Raw genomic sequence first — 15701 nt, forward strand, 5'->3', positions numbered from 1 at the left:
GCGCAGTCAGATTCGGAAATCGCCGATGGTCGGGTCGCCGAACATGCCGTGCTGCGGGGACTTCAACGGCAGCGGGCTGAGCATATCCTTGTGACCGTTGCGCACACTGCAGTACTTGAACGGACCCTTCGGGTCGAACAGTTTGGCCATATGCGCATCGGCGTGGTCGAGGAACCACACGCTCAAACCCGTTCGGCCGTCCAGTCGGTAGTGCTCCCAGGCCCGCCATAGCGCGTCCAACCGGGCCACCGCCTCGGCGTGCTGCCACCATTCCGGGCACCACACGGTATCGCTCAGGTCGGTGACCTGACGCCGGTACACCAGGCTGAGGTAGTTCTCCACGAACTCCACGACGCTGGCGTAGATCATGGGCTGCTGCTGTGGTTCGGTCACAGTGGCCGGACCTCCTCGACCTGTCCGTACTCCTGGGGTGGCTGCGCCTTGCTCAGATTCGGCGACCCGATGATGTCGGCGATCTCGGTCTTGCGCTGCGGATCGTGGTGGGTGATGGACCGCTTCACCTCGGCAGCGTACTCGCCCTCCCACCACGGGACGGTGCGCACGAGCACCGGTGGCGCGCCGGACGGGAAGACGATCACCCGCCCCCTCGGCAGCTGCGCCAGCGCCTGAACGCTGAACGTCTTGGACGAACTCAGCGAACGCGAATAACTCTTGCCGCCTTTGGATTCCGACATCGACTGGGAGATGACCTCGTGCTCGCCGATGGCATCCGAGCGCGCCTGCAGGAATTTGGTGTCGTCGACACCGCTGCCGAGCACCTTGATGTTGGCGGCGGCCCACAGCGCCTCCATACCCGCCTCGCCCCAGCAGCGCACACCCTGCGCCCAGGATTGCAGCACCGTCATCACCACGATGCCGCGCGAGCCGAAGTGGCTGTACTGCTTGGGCAGATCCTTCCAGCGGACCACGTTGGCGGCCTCGTCGAGCACCGCGAGCAGCGGGACCGGCAGGCGGCCGCCCGGCGACCGCGCGGCCTTACGCATGGCCACATCGATCACGGCCTCGGTGAGCGCGCTGACCAGCGGGCCGGCCGAGCCGCGGCCCTCGAGCGAAAGGCTGTAGAGGGTGCCGTTGCGTTCGATGAACTCCAGCTCGTCGAATTGCCTGCGGTCGCCGCCGGGGGTGATCCACGGGTGCACGTTGGACAGTTTCAGGCAGCGGATCATCTTCTTCGCGGTGCCGAAAATGCCGGAGAGCGTACGGACATCGGTGTTGTACTGCTGGGCGAGGCCGGAGGCGGTGTAGTGGTGCCGGGCGGCGCGCAGCAGCTCGATCGGTTCGGTGTCCTGTGGGTTGGTGACCCACTCCCACACCTGAACCATCGGCCGCTGACCCACCGCGGCCGCGAGGAACAGGCCCGCGAGCAGATCCTCGGCCTCCGGATCGAAGAAGGCGTCGGTTTTGGCATCCGAACCGTCGTCGCCGTCGGCGAAGTGACCCGCCAATCGGGCCGCACGCATCTCACAGCCGTCGTGGCGGGCGTCGACCCATGCCAACGGATCCCAATACCAGGTGGCATCCTCGTCGGCCACCCGCTGCGGGTCGAATACATAGGTACGACTTCCCTTGGACTCCCGCACATCTCGGGTCGCGTCGACCACATCGCGCTTGTTCGAGGTGGCCAGCACCGGGCCGATGGCGCTCAGGATCGCCGGGATCACCCGCGAGGTCGACTTGCCCTGACGCGGACCCCAGATGTCCAAGTGCAGATCCTCGAAGGATCCGTACAGCATGGTGCCGTCGGCGACACCGATACCGATCGGCACGCCGGGTACCGGATCCTGGTTCCAGCCGTGATCGAGGATGGCGGCCGAATCCATCCGCACGCCGAGCTGATCGGCCTTCTCCCGCACCCCGGCCTCGGTGAGCGCGGCGATGGCGCCGCCGTTGCCCATGACCTCGGCCTTGTCGTCCACGCCGAGGCGGCCTTTGCTCTTGCGCGCCTTCATGTTTCGCTTGACGAACACATACGCGAGAACCAACGCGACCACGACGAGCACCAGCACCGTCGACGCGTGCGGCCAGTGCAGTTTGCCCTTCACCAGGTCGACGACGATGGCGATCGGATTGACCGGGATGTTCTGCGGATGCACCGACAACCAGTTGCCGATATGCAGCGCCAGCCACAGCGTGCCGAGGATGGCGAAACCGGCGTAGACGGCGAGCAGCTGCAGGTCCGGCCCGATCTCGGCCGGATCCTTCACCTTCTTCTTCGCCATGTCTGCCTCCTTACAGGTGGACGTGAAATGCTCAGCGGTACGCGTCGAGGCGCCAGCCGCCGGGCGTGCGCACGACGGTGGCGATCACCGTCATCGGCGCCAGTTGTTCCTTGCGCCCGTCCGGGTAGACGACCGTCTGCTCGATTCCGATCTTGAACTGCTGGGTGTTCGGATCGGGATTGGTCGGCGGCCGCTCACCGGATGCGAAGGTGAACGCCTCGACCCGGGCCTTGGCCTTGGCCCAATCCGCCCACCGCACCGTCGCCTTCGGGGTCTCCACATTGCTCGGTGCGCTGTCGACGACCCGAGCCAGGCTGGGGCCCAACCACTTTCGCGCACGGGCCAGCGACGCGCCCTGGCTCTCCCGCTCCGGGTACCAGGTGTAGATCTCCTTCAGCGCGGCCACCGCGACGCCGTCCGGCGTCACCGGGTCCGGCGCCGGAGCCGCCTCCAGCAGCCGAGTCGTGGACGTAGCCTGATGCGGCGCACCGGAACCCGCATTCTCCCGGGAGCCGGAACCACAGCCCGCACCGAGCAGCGCAACGCTCACCACCAGCATCACCACCAGTTTCGCGCGTGCCTGTGCCTTGTCTTTCCAGGCTAGTCGTTCGGCCCGCCGGTTCGGTGGCCGAACGGATACCCGAGTTCCGGCGTGTTCGCGGTGGGCGGTCACATCACCCTCCGCACCCTGGCGTCACCGGGCACCGCGGCCTCGACCACACCGCCCGACGTCGGCGCCGAGACAATCATCGTCCCCGGGCCGGAATATATTCCGACCTGCGCCGGGCCGCGCACCCCGAACGAGCTGAACACCAGATCGCCGGGCTGCGCCTTGCTCAGCGGCACCTCGACACCCGCCTCCCACTGCTGTTCGGCGGTGCGCGGCAGCGTCACCGCACCCGATGACGCGGCGAATACCGCGGCCGAGGTCAGACCCGGCCCGTCCATACCGCCGCCGCTGGGCCCCTGCGGACCGCCGCCGCCCCACACATACGGCGTGCCGAGCCACTGACGCGCGGCCTCGACGATCTGCCCGCTGCCGCCGCCCGGCTGCGGTTCGAACCGGCCGAGCGAACCCTGCGCCCGATACTGCGGCTCCATCGCGAGGATATTGGCGACGTACGGGCGGGTCTCGGAGTAGTGCGCCGCAACCTGATTCGGCATACCGCCGGAGGCGAGCACCGCGCCCTCGCCGGCGTTGTAGGCGGCCAGGGTCAGCGCGACCACATCGCCCTGCACCTTGCCCTCGCCCATCCAGCGCTCGATCTGATGCGCGATGGCGCACATGTAGCGGCCCTGGCCGATGATGGAGTCGCCGTCGTCGGACAGGCTGGCATAGCCCTTGCCGCCGGTATCGATGACGTACGGTTTGCCGTCCTCGGGATCGATGGCGGCGGCGGTGCCGGGCAGGAACTGCGCGAGGCCGACGGCGCCCGCGGGCGAGGTGAGGCCGCGCTGGAAACCGGACTCCTGTCTGCCCTGGGCCGCGAGCAGCGACGGGGTGATCTCCGGACAGATGGATCCCGCACGGCGATACCAGATTTCGAGTTCCGGCGGCACCTTCCCCGGCGCCAGCGCGCCACCCGCGGTGCCGAAGCCGAGCACACAGTTCGGATCGATCGAAAACGCCTTCGCACCACCGACATCCGGGGTCGGCGCGCCGTCGAGCCAAGGGATCGGGTCGATTTGGCGGCCACCGGTGAAGCGGCCGCCCGGCACGATCTCGAAATGCAGGTGCGGGCCGGAGGATTCGCCCGCCGAACCCACCTGGGCGATCGGCTGTCCCGCGGTGACGGTGTCGCCGACCCGGACGTGAATTCCGCTGTCCCACATATGCCCGTAGACCGCGGAGAAGGTGCGGCCGTTGAAATCGATCGAGTCGATCACGATCCAGTTGCCGAAACCCGATGCCGGACCGGCGGCCACCACTTTGCCGTCGGCCACGGAGTAGATGGTGGTGCCGTCCGGCGCCGCCAGGTCGACCCCCAGGTGGGTGCCGCCGCGCGCGCCGAAAACGTCCGACACGGTGAACTTTCCGGCCTCGATGGGCAGGGTGCGCCGGACCGGGCCGGCGCCCGCGGCCAGCGACGGCGTTCCGGTGACCGCCGGAATCGATTGGGTGGCCGAAGGATTCGCGGCAGCGGCGGGCATCGGGGCGCCGATGACCGGACCGCCGAAGGTGGGCAGCACGGTGTTCGACCCGAGCACCGACGACCCCTCGCACGGGTTGTCCACCGAGGGCAGCACGACCACCAGCACGAGCGTCATCAGCCCGAGGACAGCGCCCAGCGCCACCCAGAGAATGCTCTTGGCACTCATATTTCGGTCACGTCTGGCGTCGGGATTCGTTGAGGGTATCGGCCAGGGTTCGGTTCATTTCCGCGGCGGCGGCCAGTTGTTGTTGCAGCAGCGCCACTTTCCGGCGCAGTGCGATCGCGTCGAGGCGTTCCAGGCTCGGGCCTTCGGCGGCCCGAACCCAGTTGCGCACCGAATTCGTGTGCACGCCGATCTGTTCCGCGACCACCCGGCACGCCTCGGATTCGCTGCGCAACTTCCCGGTGAGCGCGATGACCTGTTCCACGGCGGCCTGCCGCACCTCCGGCGAGACCCGGCGATATGAGCGATGCGGCATCATGCTGGCCTCCCGGATAGCCGAACCGGTCTCGATCTGCCCACCTGACCCGCTCCCCTCATGCCGCGCTCCCGCCCTCGGACGGCGGATCCTGTTCCCGCGTAGTCGATTCCACGAACTCGCTGAACCGCTGGTTGGTGTCGTGGATACCGCTCTCCTTCTCGGACAGCGTGAATTCCATATGGAACGGGATGCCCGGCCTGCGGTCCTCACCGATTTTCAACAGGAACTTGCCGGTGCCCGGCGGGGACGGCCGCTGCTGACCCGGTTTGAGCGCCTCACCCGTGAGCGCTTGCGGCGCAGACCATCCGGTCACCATCTCCTCCTCGGCGGATGTGAAAGGAACCGTGCTGTCCAGGCGTTTGACCTCCTCGCTCGGGAGGGCGCCGAAGATCTTCGCGCGCGCCCGCTCGAGGAAGCCGAGCGCCTTGGCGATGGCGGCCTCCGAACCGAGCGACTGCAGATCCTTGATGGTGTGGCTGATCATGATCAGCGCGGTGGCGATGCCGCGCTGCAATCGGGTCAGCTCGTCGACCCGGTCCACCATGAAGTCGCCGAGGCCGAGCACCTGCCACAGCTCGTCCATCACCACCTGGAAGTAGCGCTGCGGGCCGAGTCCGGCGTCGGCGAGCACATGCGCGGCCTCCACCGAGGCGAATCCGTCGGCCCAGCACGCCAGCATCACGGCGGCCTTGAGCTTCTTGTCGCCGGTCGGGATGTGCGAGACATCCATGCACACCGCGACGGCGCTGGTATCGATCGGCACCGAGGTCTGGCCGTTGAACACCGCGCCGAACGGGCCCTGGGTGAGCGCGCGCAGCGAACGCCGCAAACCCTTGATGGCGACCTGGTATTCGGCCGGGTCGTCGGCGCCCGCGTCGAGTTGCAGTTCGTCACCGCCCGCGACGATCACCTCGAGCAGGTTCTCCATGATCGGCGGGCTCTCCGGGGTGTAACCGCTGCCCGGCTGGTAGAGGATGCGCAGCGCGGTGGCGATGAGCGTCTCCTCGTAGTCGCGCACCCGCGCGCCGCGGACCAGTTCCACCAGGCCGGCGATCAGCGTCACCTGGCGGGCGCGCAGATCCTGCAGCACCTGAATCTGCAGTGCCGGAAAGGCTTCCAGCCGCGGCACCACCGCACCGAGCACACCGGCGGCGAGCGGATTCAGTTTGCCGTGCCCGTAGCCCAGATCGATCACCTGTCCGCCGACGAGTTCGACGAGCCTGCGGTAATCGGGTTTGACGTCGGCGAGCACCAGCGGGGTGATGCCCTGCGCGATACCGCCGAGCACGATCCGGCGCACCAGCGAGGATTTACCGAAACCGTTGAGCCCCAGGACGAAAAGGCTCGGCGCGGTGATGAAGCTGCCGCGCATGAACCAGTTCATCGGATCGAAGCAGACGGGTGCGCCGGTGTGCAGGTGCGAGCCGAGCGGGGTGCCGATCAGCGGCGCGCCCGCGCCGACCGACCACGGCCACAGGCCGGCGACCTGTGCGGTGGTGGCCCGGTATTCGACGGGGCGACCGACGACGTTCATCCGGCCGCCGCCCGCGCCCGCGTAGCCGCGATCGGTGAGTTGTGCTGTGCTGCGGTCGAATCCGTCCTCGACGATGGCCTCGGCGCGCGCCGCGTAGTTGCGGCGGCGGATATCGTCGGTGCGGATGCGGAACGAGGCCCAGGCCGCGCGCAGCCCGTTCTGCTCGCGCGCGATCTGCTCCAGCTTGGTCCGGGTCGCGTCGTCGAGCAGCGGCGGGCCTGCTTGCTTTCGCTTGTCCGCCTTGGCTTTCGCGCGCCGGGCGGCCGGATCGTGCTGCGGTGCGCCCATGGCGCGGTCGGCCGTGTAGTCGGCCCGTTCCGTGCGGGCGGGCCGTTTGGCGAGCCGGTCGGGGCGCGGCCTGCGGGCGCCGTCGGTGGACTTGCGGGCGCCGTCGGTGGACTGCCTCGGGGTCCGCGAACGCGCGCCCTCGCCCCGGCCGTTGCTCCGGCCGCGTTCGGAATCCCTTGCCCGCCGGTCCTTTTCATCGGCACCGGGACGTCTATCGCCCGTCACGCGCCCCGCGTCCCCGCCGCGGCGCGGCCGGTCGGGCAGGTCCTCCAGACCGGAACGTTCCCTGGCCGGGCGGCGCGGACGCTCGGCGGGTGGGCGCTCGCCCCACTCCTCGTACTCCGCCTCGGCCCGCCTGCCCCGGCGCTCACTCGCCCCGTCGGCCGCCGAACCGCGACGGGTCGCGGACTCGTCGCGCTCCCGTACGGGCGGCTCGAATTCACCTGCCATGATTCGCTCACCCCGCCAGTGCTTTCGGAATTGTCGCGTGTTCCGGCAGGATCACCCCGCAGCCCAGCGAGGCCGCGAAGGCCGCCGCCTGGTAGCGGTAACACCGCCGGATCTTCAACCGCGCCTGGGTGGACAGGTCGCGCGTGATGGCTTCGATGCGCGGCAGATCACCGCGCAGGGGTTCGGTGATGGTCACCAGCGCCCCGAAGCGGGTGACACCGTGGCCCCTGGCCTGCTCCTCGCGCGCCTGCTGGGTCGCGCCGACCCGCAGGGTGGCGGCCGCGGAGACGACACCGCGTTCGCTCTGCTGCGCCACCAGCGCGTTCTTGAAGTCGTCGTCGACGATTTCGGCGGCGTCGGCGGCCGAGTGCGGACGGTACACGATTGCGATTCGCTTCCGTGGTACCTCGGGATTGGGAGCAAGCAGTCGCTGCAGCACCCGTTCGTCCACCGCGCCCTCCGGTGCGGCGTCCATCTCCCAGGTCACCGAGCGGCCGCCGTCGTGCACCAGGTGATCCCATTTCTCGTCGTGCGACACCGGACCGGCGTCGGCCCAATCCAGGCCGTGCCCACCGGGTTCGGAGGCCGCGACCTCGAGATCGGCCTGCGAGGCCGGGTCGTAGCTGCGCCGGATGAACGAGATCACCTCATCGGCCGACATCGGCTGGGCGCGCACGCCCGCCTCGGCCAGCGCCGCGCAGATACCGGGCAGGCGACGGCCGATCTCGACCGCCTCCTCCGCCGGATTCTTGCGCCGCTCGGCGGTGGTCGCCTTGAAGGTGATGGCCACCCGGGGCAGCAACTGCACCCGCTCCTGCGGCAATTCCGTCGCCAGCTCGTACATCACCTGCTGGGCCAGCTCCGGCGCGTCCGGCCGAGTGATCGTGGAAACCTCGGTGAGCAAACGGTTTCCGGTCTCCGGCACGGTATCGATGACCGGAACGACGGCGACGATGTCACTGGTCTGGCCGACCGAGGCCAGGAAGGTGCCCCAGGCCGAGACCCAGCGGTCGATCACCGGCTGGTCCACCGCCTCGTGCCCCTGCGGCCATGCCCGCAAAACCACTGTGTATTGGGCGAATTGCGGCAGGTGGATCATGCCGAAGCTGTAGCCGCCCGCATCGATGCCCTCGTAGAGCTTGGACGGAGCGAGTAGGCCGGGTAGGCGGGTGACGCCGCCGGGGATCCGCGAGAAGCGGCCGCCCCGGTACACGTGCTCGCCGCGCTTGCGCGAGCGCATCCAGTTGAACATCATCAGTCCGTTCTCGTAGCCGGAGCGGCCCCCTGTCCGCCACACCAGTGGAACCATGATCACCAGGCCGAAACCGCCGACCGTTGCGCCCCATTGGAATCCGCCGACCAGGGCGGTGAGCAGCGCCGTGATCACGACGACGAAGCCGAGCACGGTCTCCTCCCAGCGCAGGCCGAAAAGGCCCGCGCTGCGCGGCTTTTGCCAGAGCCCGTAGGAGCGGCGCTCGTAGGTGTCGTTCGTCGTCATCGTGGAATGGTGCTCCTCCCGAGATCCGGTGCACGGTTGGCCCAGCGGTCGCCCGCCACATCACCCATGATTTGGTCTGCCCGGCTGAGCCCGCTGGTCGCGGCGCGCGCGGCGCTGACCCGGCCCGCCACCCTGCTGGCCGCACCGGACGGTACTCCGCTCGCGCCCGACGGCCCGGAGGCGCGCGGGGGCTGCCCGCCACCACCGCCGCCACCACCGCGCGGCGGGGGCGCCGGGCGTGGCCCACCGCGGCCACCGGCACCGCCCGGCGGGCGCGGCCCGGAACCCGAGCCGCTGACGTATCCGGCCGAACCCGGTTGTGCCGCAGCGCGAACGCCGACCGCCTTGGTACCCATCGCACCGAGCGCCGCGACACCGACCAGGGTGCCGCCCGCCGCGGTCAGACCGGAGCCGCCGGTACCGACGATCGCCACCGCGGGCACGATGAGGCGCATCAGCGCGGGCAGCACGAACGCGACGCTGCACAGCATGACCACCGCGACCAGCATCCGTTGCGCCTGTTCACCTTCCGGCAGTCCGCCGGTAGTGGTCAGGTTGTCGACGTGGCCCGCAGTGGTGAAGGCGATCATGTAGACGATCGCCGCGACCGGCTTCCACAGCATGAACGCGATGATCCAGCCGATCAGTTTCTGATAGGACTGTTTGCCGATATTCATCCCGGATGCGGCCGCCGCCAACGGAAGTGCGCCCGCGGCCACCACCAGCAGGCCCTGCCGCACGATGGCGAGCACGATCTGCGCGAGCGCGCCGAGCAGGCCGACGATCGCGATGATCAGCACCAGGCCGGGCGAAAACGCCTGCAGCTTACTGGTTTTGATCATCAGCTCGGCCAGGTCCTTGGCATTGCCGTTGGTCGAATCGTTGATCAGCCACTCGGCGAAGCGATCCGAGGCCTGGGTGCCGGCGACGATCACCGCGCCGAGCATCCACGAACTGAAAATCACTCTGGCGAACATGCGGAACGATTCGGCCGCCTCGTTCATCACCGCGCCGCGCCGGGCCTCGGCCAGTCTGGCGCCGGAGATGATCACCGAGGCGATCAGCAGCAGTATCTGCGCCTGATACGTGTAATCGTTTATCTTGGTGAACAATTCGCCCGAATTGCTGGTCACCTCGTTGGGGACCTTCATCCAGAACGTCAGCGCGAGCACGATCGCCTGGCCGAGGCCGTTCATCAGCGAATCGACCACCTTGCCGAAGGTGGAATCCCATGCCTTGTCCTTGATCGCGGTCGCGGCTTGACCGGGATGGGATGCGGCATTGCCCGCCTTGCACGCCGCCGACGCGGCATCGCCCAGGGAGACGCCCGGCAGGCCGACATTGTCGAGCGTGTCGTGGATTTGGTCGCATGTCTGGTCGAAGCCGTAGTGGTTGTCCTGACCGAACGCCACCGTCGGCGTCGCGATCATCACCGTGAAGATGACCGCGAGGATCGTGAGTAGCCGCCTCACCATTGTGTCCACCCCTCGATGCTTCGCAGGGACTCGATCTGGACCAGGTCGTCGCCCGTCACCGCCGTGAGCTTCCAATCCCCGTCGCGCCACACGACGGCAAGACGCATGCCCACCCAGGTTGGTTGACCATCAACTGTCTCTCGGGCCTTTCTCGCAAACCGCACCTTCGCCGAATCATCTGAATAGCCTTCGATCCGGAACGCGTCCGAAGCAAACAGCAGGGGTTTGAGCTTGTCCGGTAGCCGGTCCGACACCTTGCCCGCGGCGACGAGGCGGTCGTAGTCGGCCAGATACTTCGGGGTGACATCGACCAAGCGCAGCAACAGATCCCGGTCGCGCGGGTTGGCGTTGGTGCGCCAGAAGATCTGTTCGGCGGCCAGCGCGGCGCCCTGCGGCGTGTGCGCGAATCCGACCGCCGCGCGGCCATCGATCCTGGCCGGGCCGTCGGAGCTGGAGAAGCGCACCACCGGTCCGTCGAAGACGCGCTGCCAGACACCGGCGCCCGCGGCGGGCAGCGGCGCCAGGGTGAGCCACCCCGGCGAACCCGGCTGCTGCGGCGCCGAATCCTGTTGCAGCGCAATACCGGACGGATTGTTCGGGATATCGACCCGGCGACCGAACAGATCGGTTGCGGGAGCGCCGAATTCGGCGACCGGCGCGGCCGGTGTCACCGAATCGGAACCGGTCCTCGATATCGCTTCGGTGTGAGATCCGTTGCCGTGCACGGCGACCAGCGTCACCGCCACCGCGACGCCGACGGCGAGCGCCGCGCCGGCGCCGAGCAGTGTCAGCGGAGTTCGCCTGCGTGCCTTCACCATGGCGTCCACCCCTGCAGCGATTCGACCGATTCGGCCTGTGCGCCGGTCGAACTCGTCGGTTTGAGCCGCCAGTCACCGGCATCCCACACCATCACCAGCCGAACGGCGGACCAGGTCTGTTTGCCGTCCAGCACCTGCCCGCGCGAGGCCAGCCGCAGAATCGCCAAATCGTCGGCGTAGTCGTCGATTTTGAAGGCATCCGAGGCGACGAGGTAGCGGGTGATCTTCTCCGGCTGCTGCTTCGGCAGCTTGTCGGCGGCCAGCGCCTTGTCGTATGCGGCGATCTGCTGGGCGTTGGCCCGCACCTGCCGTGCGTACAGGTCGCGGTCGGCCGGGCGGGCATTGAGCCGGTAGGCGATCTGCGCCGCGGCCAGCGCCGCGCCCTGCGGGGTGTGCGCGTAGCCGACGGCGAGCCCGTCCTCGATGCGGGCCGGGCCGTCGGAGGTGGAGAACGGCACGGAGGCGCCGTACACCCGCTGCCAGCCGTGCGGTGCGGTGGTGCCCTCCGGGGCGGCGGTCAGCCAATCCGGGTCGGCGGGTTTGCGCTGACGCGACGGATCCTGCGGAAGTGGTTGTCCCGCAGGGTTGTTCGGAATATCGATGCGACGACCGAGGATATCGACCTCCGGAGCGGCGAAACCGGTGCCGGCGGTCTCGCCGGTCGCGACGGTGGAACTCGCCGCCGGTTTCGAATCATCACGGTTGACGTACATCACGATGCCGACGATCAGGATGAGCGCCAGCACCGCGCCCGAGGCGACAGCGCCGAACGAAACACGATCGCGCCCAGGCGAATCCTTCTCACTCATGCCACCGACCACCCGCTCATGACGGAAGGAACGCGAGCGCGATGGCGGATGCCGAACTGGCCACGATGGCGCCGATCAGGCTCATCAGCACACCGTGTGAGGCATCATTCATGGCCAGGTCGCTGCGGAACACCAGCCACAGCTTTCCGGCCGACAGGATCATCCACGCCAGGCACACCAGCAGCACGAACCACAGCAACCAATTCAGCAACTGCATGAGCGGCTCGATGACCTCGGCGGGCATCTGCTTGAACGCCAGCAGCCCGACCGACATTTGTACCCCTATCTCAGACATGATCAGGTGCCGATGACCGCGTTCATGATGGTGCCTGCACTGGTGGCCACCACGCCGCCGATCATGGCCCCGGCAACCATCTTCGGCGACTCGAGGCCGCCGCCGGTCCATTTCTCCCAAGCGAATTTGCCGCCCGCATAGGTGATTCCGCTGACGCCCGATAACAACACGAACCAGGTGAGGTAGCGCACCAACTGCAGGATCTTCTCCGATCCGGGCGGGGCCTCCGGCGTGGGGTTGCCGACTTGCGCGAGAACGGTGCCGTACGTGTCCTGCACGGCGAAGAGAAGCATGCTCATCGGGTGCCTTTCTGGATACGTGAACTATGTGGCGAACGTTGCGATCTGCTTGCGGCCGCTACCGGCACCGCGGTCTACTCATCCTTCTTCCTCCCCCGAAGCCGTTCCGGCACTGAGATTTTCGCGCACGGCCGCAACGATATCGGCGCCGAGTTCGCGAACCTCCAGCGGTACCTCGTCGAGCGGATCGAGCCTGCGCTTCTTGGGCGGCAACGGATCTCCCGGCGACCACACCGGTAGCTGCTCGGGCTCGACCAGCGTCCACTCCTCCACCCACGGCACCTGCCACAGCTGTCCGGCCAGCGAGCCGACCACATCCCGGTAGCGGCGGATCTCGGCGGGCAGCCTGCCCGGCCGGGCGGACACCGTGACCAGGCCGAGCACCTCGGCCGCGCCCGCGAAACCCGAATGATGTTGGCGCAGAAGGTCGTGCGCGCGAGTGAGGCCCGAGATGGTCTCCCTGGCCACCAGCACGACGAACGGGGATTCCCGGTCGAAGACGCCGGGCCAGCGACGGCTCGAATCCGCGGCGGGCGCGAGCACATGGGCCAGGGTGCTGGCGCCGGCGCCGCCGTGGACGCCGAGTAGCCAGAACAGCGGGGCACGGCCGACTCCGGGGACCGGGCGGTCCCAGATCGGCGCGCGGCGGGATTCGGGTGGTGCGACAACACCGGCCGGGGCCGGATCTTCGGAATGGCGGCGAAGTTTCATGGCGGCGGTCATGATGCCACCCCGGCGAGCAGCAGCCCATAGGCCCGGCGCGTCTCCGGCGCGAGCGCCGCGTGCCGGACCAGTTCGCCGCGGGCCAGATGCGGATCGTACGGAATTTCCCTGATATCGCGGACCCAGCCGGAAAGGTTCTGGCGCAAATGATCCGCAATCCGAGAGTCGCTGCCCGGATGCTGATGCGACACCACGATCGTCGTATCGCCGACGATGCCGTCGCCCGGACCCTCCGCGGTATCGCCGAACTGATCATCGAGCCATTCCAGGGTGACCCGCAGCCGGTTCGCGGCATCGGTGCGCGATGGAATGGCAAGGATCAGCGCAACATCCGCGTCGGCGAGCAGCGGGCGCAGCTGACGTCCGGCAATCGGATTCCCGCCGTCGTAGACGGCCGTGTACCCGGCGTCGTGCACCGCGCGCGCGACGGTCAGATATGTCGCGCGCCTGCGCAGCGGCGCGGCGTCGCGCCACAGCAGGCCGAAACCCGAAGTGGCACGGGACAAACACTCCTTCAGCGGCGCCGGCTCGTCATCGCCGCGCCCGTACAGCCAGGATTGCAGGCTCACCGGGTGCAGGTGCTCGTCGGCGCCGCGCAGCGCCAGATCGCTGCCCGCGGCCGTCGCGTCGACCGCCACCGTCGGGGCGGCCGCCGCGGCGAGTTCGCCCGCCAGCCCGAGCGCGGTCGTCGTCGTGCCCGCGCCGCCACAGCCGCCGACCACCAGGATCGGCCGCGGCCGCGGCGAACCGTCGCCCGCGCCCCGGCCGCGCCGGAACCGGACCACCGGAGCCTTGGTGCGCACGTCGCGACCCGACGGATCACCCTGCGGGGGCGCCTCGTCGAGCCAGCGGCTCCAGTCCTCTGCCATTGCCTCTGCTCTCCTCTATCCGGCCGCGATACCCGTGATGAGGGTGCGGCCGCCGATCACACCGGTGGTGACGATCTGCCTGTTGTATGTGGTCGGCTCGCCACCGGGCCGGTAGACGGTGACCTCGACCGAATATTTGTTGTCGGAGACGGTCATGATGCGCACGCAGTGCGTCGTGCCCGCCGGGTAGGTATCGATGCCGCGCTGGATCACCTCCGCGGGCGAGACCGATGCGCCGGGCGCGACCACCTCGCGCGCCTTCGCACCGGAACGCGTTACGTAGTAGGCGTATTGGAAGGCGAGGATGGCGTCCGGCCCGGAATCGGTGCCGCCCGCCTCGGCGCTGCGCACCACGCCGTCGGAGCGTTCGGTGGGGCAGCTGCCCGGCAGCGCGCCCGGCGCCAGATCGGCGGGGGCGCTGCCCGCGGCGAACTGCATCGTCGCGGGCGCAATACCGGTCGCCCTCGGCTTGCCGGAGGTCAGCAGGAACACCACCCCCGCGGCGGCCGCGGCGAACAGCACCAGCGTCACGATCAAGACCACGAGCACCCGCAGCCGCCGCGCTCCGGGCCGGGAGCGCGCCTCCTGTCGCAGCGCGCGCGTCGGACCCGATGGCAGCGGATCGGCCGCGACCGGGTCGTCGTCGTCATCGTCCGGCCATGGGAAGCGGACCACGCCGCCGCCGCGCGGCGCGGCGTAATCGTCGTCGGGACCCGGCGCGTGCCCGATCCAATCCGACCAACCGCCGGTGAATTCGGCGCGGCGCGCGGGTAGGTCAGTGGGCACCTCGGCGTGTGCCGCATCGTCTTCGCGGATGTAGTTGGGGAAGCGGGCCGGACCGCCGCGGTCCACCGGCGCCGCCGTCGTCGCCTCCGTCGGATGCGGGCCCATCGGTGCGGCGGGCTCCGGTTCCAGGGGCGTGTACCAGCGGTTGGACAACTCTTTGTACGACTTCAACATTCCCCCATTCCCGCGGAGCGAGGCACGTGGTGTCGCATCGTCGGACCCTCTCGGCGTTCAGTTCGTGGAGAACGGGTAGGTGTTGTCGGTGCCGGGTCGATCGGCAGGAACGGTGATCATGATGGCACCGGTCCCGAACGGAAATTGTCCCGTACCGGAGGAATTCGGCGTACTCGACGCGCCGGAACGCGGCGAGAATACCGATGTCGGCGGGTTTCCGTTACCCTGCTCGGCCACACCTCCCGTGAATTTTTCGGTCGCGGTCACGGCGGCCGTTTGCGGTGGCGGCAATTGGGTAACCGCGCCGACCAATTGGCTGCCGGACAGTTGCGGGCTCGTGATCGGATTCGCCGTCGCGAGTCCGGAAAAGGCGGGCGGAATGCGGTGATCCTCCGCGATGGATGCGAGAACGGCGAGATGGGCTGCGGCGCAGCGGCTTGCGGCGGATTCGCTGTGGGTGGTGACATTCCGGGCCGGACCGATTCCATGTCGGGGCGTCACGGGCCCGGTGGTACTGCCCCACGCCCGACCCGGAGCGGGCAGCGGCGCGGCGGCGCGCATGGACACAGTCGGCAGTATCGCAGCGCTCGTCGGCGATTCGCCGACGAGCCGTATTCCCAAGGCGTACAGTGCCGGACAGGCGATGATCGAATGGCCGGAGGAGGGTGTGCCGGATTCGCCATCGGCGACGGCTGTCGCCGCGCTGGCGGTGAACGCAACGCGCATTCCCGCCAGCTTTCCCGTGCACCTTGCCATAGCGATCCGCAATCAGTTCGTATTGCCGCAGTTAACACACGTCCGTCGAAAC

General features: G+C 68.7%; 16 protein-coding genes. All 16 read right to left on the bottom strand.

Translation table 11 applies throughout. The annotated features are described in order from the left end of the window. Window positions 1–6: 6 nt before the first annotated feature. The gene (locus tag F5544_RS28405; protein ID WP_225727369.1) at window positions 7–393 is read right to left on the bottom strand and encodes a DUF4913 domain-containing protein; all 387 of its coding nucleotides are present in this window, start codon (window positions 391–393) and stop codon (window positions 7–9) included. Next, window positions 390–2240, bottom strand: a complete 1851-nt coding sequence (locus tag F5544_RS28410) for a type IV secretory system conjugative DNA transfer family protein (RefSeq protein WP_167476023.1) — start codon at window positions 2238–2240, stop codon at window positions 390–392. The genes F5544_RS28405 and F5544_RS28410 overlap by 4 nt, the downstream gene beginning before the upstream one ends. A gap of 31 nt (window positions 2241–2271) precedes the next feature. After that, window positions 2272–2913 carry a hypothetical protein gene (locus tag F5544_RS28415; RefSeq protein WP_167476024.1) on the bottom strand — a complete coding sequence of 214 codons (642 nt, stop codon included), beginning with the start codon at window positions 2911–2913 and terminating at the stop codon, window positions 2272–2274. Then, window positions 2910–4559: a peptidoglycan DD-metalloendopeptidase family protein gene (locus tag F5544_RS28420; RefSeq protein WP_167476025.1), complete on the bottom strand. Its 1650-nt coding sequence runs from the start codon at window positions 4557–4559 to the stop codon at window positions 2910–2912. Before F5544_RS28420 ends, F5544_RS28415 begins: the two co-directional genes overlap by 4 nt. Before the next feature lie 7 nt (window positions 4560–4566). Further along, window positions 4567–4875, bottom strand: coding sequence for a transposase (locus F5544_RS28425; protein ID WP_167476026.1), 309 nt, complete (start codon window positions 4873–4875; stop codon window positions 4567–4569). Window positions 4876–4930: 55 nt separating this feature from the next. Beyond that, window positions 4931–7147 (bottom strand): hypothetical protein, encoded by a 2217-nt coding sequence (locus F5544_RS28430; RefSeq protein WP_167476027.1) that lies wholly within the window; start codon window positions 7145–7147, stop codon window positions 4931–4933. Between the two features lie 7 nt (window positions 7148–7154). After that, the gene (locus tag F5544_RS28435) at window positions 7155–8645 is read right to left on the bottom strand and encodes an SCO6880 family protein (protein ID WP_167476028.1); all 1491 of its coding nucleotides are present in this window, start codon (window positions 8643–8645) and stop codon (window positions 7155–7157) included. Beyond that, window positions 8642–10120 (bottom strand): hypothetical protein, encoded by a 1479-nt coding sequence (locus tag F5544_RS28440; RefSeq protein WP_167476029.1) that lies wholly within the window; start codon window positions 10118–10120, stop codon window positions 8642–8644. Before F5544_RS28440 ends, F5544_RS28435 begins: the two co-directional genes overlap by 4 nt. Beyond that, complete coding sequence (locus F5544_RS28445) at window positions 10114–10938, bottom strand: hypothetical protein (RefSeq protein ID WP_167476030.1); 825 nt, start codon at window positions 10936–10938, stop codon at window positions 10114–10116. The genes F5544_RS28440 and F5544_RS28445 overlap by 7 nt, the downstream gene beginning before the upstream one ends. Beyond that, entirely contained in the window at window positions 10932–11747 is an 816-nt protein-coding gene (locus tag F5544_RS28450) for a hypothetical protein (protein ID WP_167476031.1), read from the bottom strand. Before F5544_RS28450 ends, F5544_RS28445 begins: the two co-directional genes overlap by 7 nt. 16 nt (window positions 11748–11763) lie before the next feature. Then, on the bottom strand, window positions 11764–12021 hold the full coding sequence (locus F5544_RS28455; protein WP_167476032.1) for a hypothetical protein: 258 nt from the start codon (window positions 12019–12021) through the stop codon (window positions 11764–11766). A gap of 23 nt (window positions 12022–12044) precedes the next feature. Next, on the bottom strand, window positions 12045–12341 hold the full coding sequence (locus F5544_RS28460) for a hypothetical protein (protein ID WP_167476033.1): 297 nt from the start codon (window positions 12339–12341) through the stop codon (window positions 12045–12047). A 78-nt stretch (window positions 12342–12419) separates the two neighbouring features. Beyond that, complete coding sequence (locus F5544_RS28465) at window positions 12420–13064, bottom strand: DUF6668 family protein (RefSeq protein ID WP_167476034.1); 645 nt, start codon at window positions 13062–13064, stop codon at window positions 12420–12422. After that, window positions 13061–13933, bottom strand: coding sequence for a MinD/ParA family ATP-binding protein (locus tag F5544_RS28470; RefSeq protein ID WP_167476035.1), 873 nt, complete (start codon window positions 13931–13933; stop codon window positions 13061–13063). Before F5544_RS28470 ends, F5544_RS28465 begins: the two co-directional genes overlap by 4 nt. 15 nt (window positions 13934–13948) lie before the next feature. Further along, window positions 13949–14893 carry a hypothetical protein gene (locus tag F5544_RS28475; RefSeq protein ID WP_167476036.1) on the bottom strand — a complete coding sequence of 315 codons (945 nt, stop codon included), beginning with the start codon at window positions 14891–14893 and terminating at the stop codon, window positions 13949–13951. Window positions 14894–14950: 57 nt separating this feature from the next. Then, on the bottom strand, window positions 14951–15619 hold the full coding sequence (locus F5544_RS28480) for a hypothetical protein (protein WP_167471239.1): 669 nt from the start codon (window positions 15617–15619) through the stop codon (window positions 14951–14953). Window positions 15620–15701 lie beyond the last annotated feature (82 nt).

The organism is Nocardia arthritidis, from assembly GCF_011801145.1.
GTDB lineage: Bacteria > Actinomycetota > Actinomycetes > Mycobacteriales > Mycobacteriaceae > Nocardia > Nocardia arthritidis_A.

Coding starts and splice junctions, on each gene's coding strand:
- F5544_RS28410 (WP_167476023.1), bottom strand. CDS start 2,240: ATGGCGAAGAAGAAGGTGAAGGATCCGGCCGAGATCGGGCCGGACCTG.
- F5544_RS28420 (WP_167476025.1), bottom strand. CDS start 4,559: ATGAGTGCCAAGAGCATTCTCTGGGTGGCGCTGGGCGCTGTCCTCGGG.
- F5544_RS28425 (WP_167476026.1), bottom strand. CDS start 4,875: ATGATGCCGCATCGCTCATATCGCCGGGTCTCGCCGGAGGTGCGGCAG.
- F5544_RS28430 (WP_167476027.1), bottom strand. CDS start 7,147: ATGGCAGGTGAATTCGAGCCGCCCGTACGGGAGCGCGACGAGTCCGCG.
- F5544_RS28435 (WP_167476028.1), bottom strand. CDS start 8,645: ATGACGACGAACGACACCTACGAGCGCCGCTCCTACGGGCTCTGGCAA.
- F5544_RS28440 (WP_167476029.1), bottom strand. CDS start 10,120: ATGGTGAGGCGGCTACTCACGATCCTCGCGGTCATCTTCACGGTGATG.
- F5544_RS28445 (WP_167476030.1), bottom strand. CDS start 10,938: ATGGTGAAGGCACGCAGGCGAACTCCGCTGACACTGCTCGGCGCCGGC.
- F5544_RS28450 (WP_167476031.1), bottom strand. CDS start 11,747: ATGAGTGAGAAGGATTCGCCTGGGCGCGATCGTGTTTCGTTCGGCGCT.
- F5544_RS28455 (WP_167476032.1), bottom strand. CDS start 12,021: ATGTCGGTCGGGCTGCTGGCGTTCAAGCAGATGCCCGCCGAGGTCATC.
- F5544_RS28460 (WP_167476033.1), bottom strand. CDS start 12,341: ATGAGCATGCTTCTCTTCGCCGTGCAGGACACGTACGGCACCGTTCTC.
- F5544_RS28465 (WP_167476034.1), bottom strand. CDS start 13,064: ATGACCGCCGCCATGAAACTTCGCCGCCATTCCGAAGATCCGGCCCCG.
- F5544_RS28470 (WP_167476035.1), bottom strand. CDS start 13,933: ATGGCAGAGGACTGGAGCCGCTGGCTCGACGAGGCGCCCCCGCAGGGT.
- F5544_RS28475 (WP_167476036.1), bottom strand. CDS start 14,893: ATGTTGAAGTCGTACAAAGAGTTGTCCAACCGCTGGTACACGCCCCTG.
- F5544_RS28480 (WP_167471239.1), bottom strand. CDS start 15,619: ATGCGCGTTGCGTTCACCGCCAGCGCGGCGACAGCCGTCGCCGATGGC.